This window comes from Saccharothrix xinjiangensis, assembly GCF_039527585.1.
In the GTDB taxonomy this organism is placed as follows: Bacteria; Actinomycetota; Actinomycetes; order Mycobacteriales; family Pseudonocardiaceae; genus Actinosynnema; species Actinosynnema xinjiangensis.
This window is the reverse complement of sequence record NZ_BAAAKE010000064.1, coordinates 1-4,785: the sequence shown is the minus strand read 5'-3', so window position 1 is coordinate 4,785 and position 4,785 is coordinate 1. Positions and strand designations below refer to the sequence as shown.

Annotated in this window: 1 protein-coding gene; it reads right to left on the bottom strand. The window is 73.2% G+C overall.

The window, feature by feature from the left end:
- Positions 1-4,785, bottom strand: a 4,785-nt coding sequence (locus ABD223_RS43190) for a type I polyketide synthase (RefSeq protein WP_425564111.1), incomplete at both ends; no start/stop codon positions are given.

The following is a 4,785-nucleotide window of genomic DNA, read 5'->3' as shown; positions in this document are numbered from 1 at the left end:
CCGAACCCGGCCACCCCGACAACCGCCGAACCTGCTCCCGCAACGCCTCCGAGGACGCGGCAGACACCACCCACGGCACCGGACCACCCACAGGCGTGTGCGATTCCTCAACCGCCGGAGCCTGCTCCAAGATCACGTGCGCGTTCGTCCCGCCGATCCCGAACGACGACACGCCCGCCCGACGAGGCCGGTCCTGATCGGGCCACGACACCGACTCCCGCGCCACCTCGACCGAACCGGTCGACCAGTCCACAAGGGACGAAGGTTCACCCACGTGCAGCGTGGAGGGCACGACCCCGTGCCGCATCGCCAACACCATCTTGATCACACCGGCAACACCCGCAGCCGCCTGCGTGTGCCCGATGTTCGACTTCACCGACCCGAGCAACAACGGCACAGCACGATCCTGACCATAGGTCGCCAACAACGCCTGGGCCTCGATCGGATCACCCAACCGCGTCCCCGTGCCATGCCCTTCCACCACGTCGACCTCGGCCGGGGCAAGACCGGCGTTCGCCAGCGCCTCCCGGATCACGCCCCGCTGCGCACGACCGCTCGGCGCGGTCAGCCCGTTCGACGCGCCGTCCTGGTTCACCGCCGAACCCCGGACCACCGCCAACACCCGACGACCGTGACGACGAGCCTCGGACAGCCGCTCCACCAGCAGCACCCCGACGCCCTCGCCCCAACCGGTGCCGTCCGCCCCGTCCGCGAACGCCTTGCACCTGCCGTCCGGCGCGATCCCGCCCAGGCGCTCGAACTCGGCGAACGCGCCGGGCGTCGCCATCACCGTCACCCCGGCGGCCAGGGCCAGCGAGCACTCACCGCTCCGCACCGCCTGGCACGCGTTGTGCAGCGCCACCAGCGCCGAGGAGCACCCGGTGTCGATGGTCACCGCCTGGCCCTCCAGCCCGAAGGTGTAGGCGATCCGGCCGGAGAGCACGCTCCCGGTGCTGCCGGTGGCCAGGTAGCCCGCGAAGTCGGCGGGCGCCCGGTGCATGCGGGGCCCGTAGTCCTGGGCCAGCGCGCCGACGAACACGCCGGTCCGGCTGCCGCGCAGGGACGCGGGGTCGATGCCCGCCCGTTCGAAGACCTCCCACGCGCACTCCAGCGCCAGCCGCTGCTGCGGGTCCATGGCGGTCGCCTCGCGCGGCGAGATGCCGAACAGGCCCGCGTCGAACTCGGCGGCGTCGTGGAGGAACCCGCCCGTGCCGGACGCGGCCCAGCCGCGGTCGGTCGGGAAGTCGGAGATCGCGTCGACCTCGTCGGCCACCAGCCGCCACAGGTCCTCGGGCGAGGCGACCCCGCCGGGGAACCGGCAGCTCATCGCCACGATCGCGATCGGCTCGTCGGCGGCGGCGCGGGTCGCGGTCCGCTCCGGCGCGGGACCCGCGCCGAGGTAGTCGGCGAGGGCGGCGCAGTTCGGGTGGTCGAACACGACCGTCGTCGGCAGCCGCGCGCCGGTCGCGCCGGCCAGCCGGTTGCGCAGCTCGACGGCCGTGACCGAGTCGAAGCCGAGGTCCTTGAACGCGCGCCGGACGTCGACCGCGTCACCCGACTCCATGCCCAGCACGGCCGCCACGTGCGCGCGGACCAGCGGGAGGGCGTCCGCGACGACCGGGTGCGGCGCCTCAGGTCCCTCGGCGGCGTCCGGCGTGAAGACCTCGTCCAGCAGCGGCCGCCGGCGCGCGACGGCGTAGCTCGGCCCGAACGCCGACCAGTCGATGTCGGCCACGACGACATTGGGCTCGTCCAGCTCCCGGAGGGCCCGCACCGCCACCAGCGGGTCCATCTCGACCACCCCGAGCCGGCGGAACCGCTCACCCGCGGCGCCGCTCGCCATGCCCTCGCCCGCCCAGGCGCCCCAGGCGATCGACGTGGCGTTGCCGCCCTTCGCCCGGCGCCGCCGCGCGAGCGCGTCCAGGTGGGCGTTGGCCGCCGCGTATGCGCCCTGCCCGCCGCCGCCCCACACGCCGGCCCCGGACGAGAAGAGCACGAAGGCGTCGAGCGCGTCGTGGTCGAGCAGCGCGTCGAGGTTCTCCGCGCCGACGACCTTCGCCCGCAGCACGTCGTCGAGGTCGTCGATCTCCGTCACCGGGGTGCCGTGTTGGCCGACCCCGGCGGCGTGCACCACGGCCGTCAGGCCGGGCAGGGACGCCAGCAGGTCCCGCACCGCGGCGCGGTCGGCCACGTCGCAGGCCGCGACGGCGACCCGGTCGCCCAGCTCGGCCACGAGTTCGGCCACACCGGGCGCGTCGGGGCCGCGGCGGCCGGCCAGGACCACCTGCTCGGCTCCGTGCCGGACGAGCCAGCGGGCCACGTGCGCGCCGAGCCCGCCCGTGCCGCCGGTGACCAGCACCGTCCCCCTCGGCCGCCAGGCGCGTCCGCCCCGGTCGCGCGGCGCTCGCACGAGGCGGCGCGCGTAGGCGCCGTCGGCCCGGACCGCCACCTGGTCCTCGTCGCCGGAGAGCACCGCGAACAGCCGGTCCCGCACCTGGTCGTCCACGACCTCGGGCAGGTCGACGAGGCCGCCCCAGCGGTGGGGCTGCTCCAGCCCGATCGTGAGCCCGAGGCCCCACAGCTGGGCCTGCCCCGGGTCGCGCACGACGTCACCGGGCGTCGCCGCGACCGCGCCGGAGGTGACCAGCCACAGCGGGACCACGACGTCCGCGCCGACCAGGAGCCGGAGGGCCGTCAGGGTGTCCTGTGGCGCGAGGAACGACAGCACCCCGTCGACCTCGCCGCCGCCCAGGCGTTCGGCGAGCCGGTCCACCTCCACGATGTCCACGTGGGGCCCGAGCTCCGGGATCACCGCGCCGTCGGCGGGCACCACCGCGAGCCAATGCCCGGTCGGCGCTCGCCGCGCCTCGGTCACCCGCCGCCAGGCGACCCGGTAGCGCCAGTCCTCGGCGGTGAGCGCTTCGACCCGGGGCCAGTAGCGCTGGTGTTGGAAGGGGTAGGTGGGCAGGTCGACGAGCCGGCCGCCGTCGAGCAGGGGCGTCCAGTCGACTTCGACGCCGTGGACGTGCGCTTCGGCCAACGAGGTCAGGAAGCGGTCCAGGCCGCCGTCGTCGCGGCGCAGCGAACCGACCGCGTCTGCGGTGAGGTCCGGCACCAACACCGGGTGCGGGCTGACCTCCACGAACACGGCCTCGCCCAACGACTCGACCACCGGGGCGAACCGCACGGTCTTACGGAGGTTCCGGTACCAGTACTCGGCGTCGAACGTCGTCGGGCCGGACACCGTGGAGTGGAACGGGATCACGGGTTCCTGAGGGGTGATGTCCTCCAGCGCTTCCAGGACCTCGTCCCGCACCGACTCCACCTGTGCCGAGTGGGACGCGTAGTCCACCGCGATCCGCTTGCCCGGGGCCTTCTTCACGAGTTCGTCGATCGCCTCCGGGTCACCGGACACCACGACCGAGGTGGAACCGTTGAGCGCCGCCACCGACAACCGGTCGTCCAGCAGGTCCCGCACCTGCTCTTCCGGCAGCTGCACGGAGGCCATGGCACCCCGGCCGGACAACCGGTCGGCGATCACCCGACTGCGCGACGCCACCACCCGTGCGCCATCTTCGAGCGACAACGCACCTGCGACCACGGCCGCCGCGATCTCACCCTGAGAGTGACCCACCACCGCATCCGGCTCCACGCCGAACGACCGCCACAGCTCAGCCAGCGACACCATCACCGCCCACAAGGCGGGCTGCACCACATCGACTTGCTCATCGTGCAGCGCACTTCGCAGGTCCAACCAAGGCTGTAGAGCCGTCGCGCACCGGTCCATCCACCCGGCGAACACCGGCGAGGACTCCCACAACTCCAACGCCATCCCGGCCCACTGCGAACCCTGACCCGGGAACACGAACACGACCTTGTTCACCGGCCGGGCCACACCCTCAACCAGCCGACCACCCAGCAACACCGCCCGATGGGCCAACGAAGCACGGCTCTTCACCAACGAATAACCAACGTCCACCGCCGAACCCGGCCACCCCGACAACCGCCGAACCTGCTCCCGCAACGCCTCGGCAGAAGCAGCGGACACCACCCACGGCACCGGACCACCCACGGGCGTGTGCGATTCCTCAACCGCCGGGCCCTGTTCCAAGATCACGTGCGCGTTCGTCCCGCTGATGCCGAACGACGACACGCCCGCCCTTCGAGGCCGGTCGCGGTCGGGCCACGACACCGACTCCCGCGCCAACTCCACCAGACCGGCCGACCAGTCCACCTCGGGCGACGGCTCGTCCACGTGCAGGCTGCGGGGCACCACCCCACGGCCCATCGACAAGATCATCTTGATCACACCGGTGACACCGGCCGCCGCCTGCGTGTGCCCGATGTTCGACTTCACCGACCCGAGCAACAACGGCACAGCACGATCCTGACCGTAGGTCGCCAACAGGGCCTGGGCCTCGATCGGATCACCCAACCGCGTCCCCGTGCCGTGGCCCTCCACCACGTCGACGTCGGCGGACGTGAGGCCCGCGTTGGCCAGCGCCTGGCGGATCACGTCCTCCTGGCTCGGCCCGTTCGGCGCGGTCAACCCGTTGGACGCGCCGTCCTGGTTCACCGCCGAACCCCGGACCACCGCCAACACCCGCCGACCGGCGCGGCGAGCGGTCGACAACCGCTCCACCACGAGCACGCCGACGCCCTCGGCCCAGCCGGTGCCGTCGGCCGCGCCCGCGAACGACTTGCACCGACCGTCCGCCGCCAACCCACCCTGCCGCGCGAACTCCTCGAACAACACCGGCGACGACATCACCGTCACACCACCGA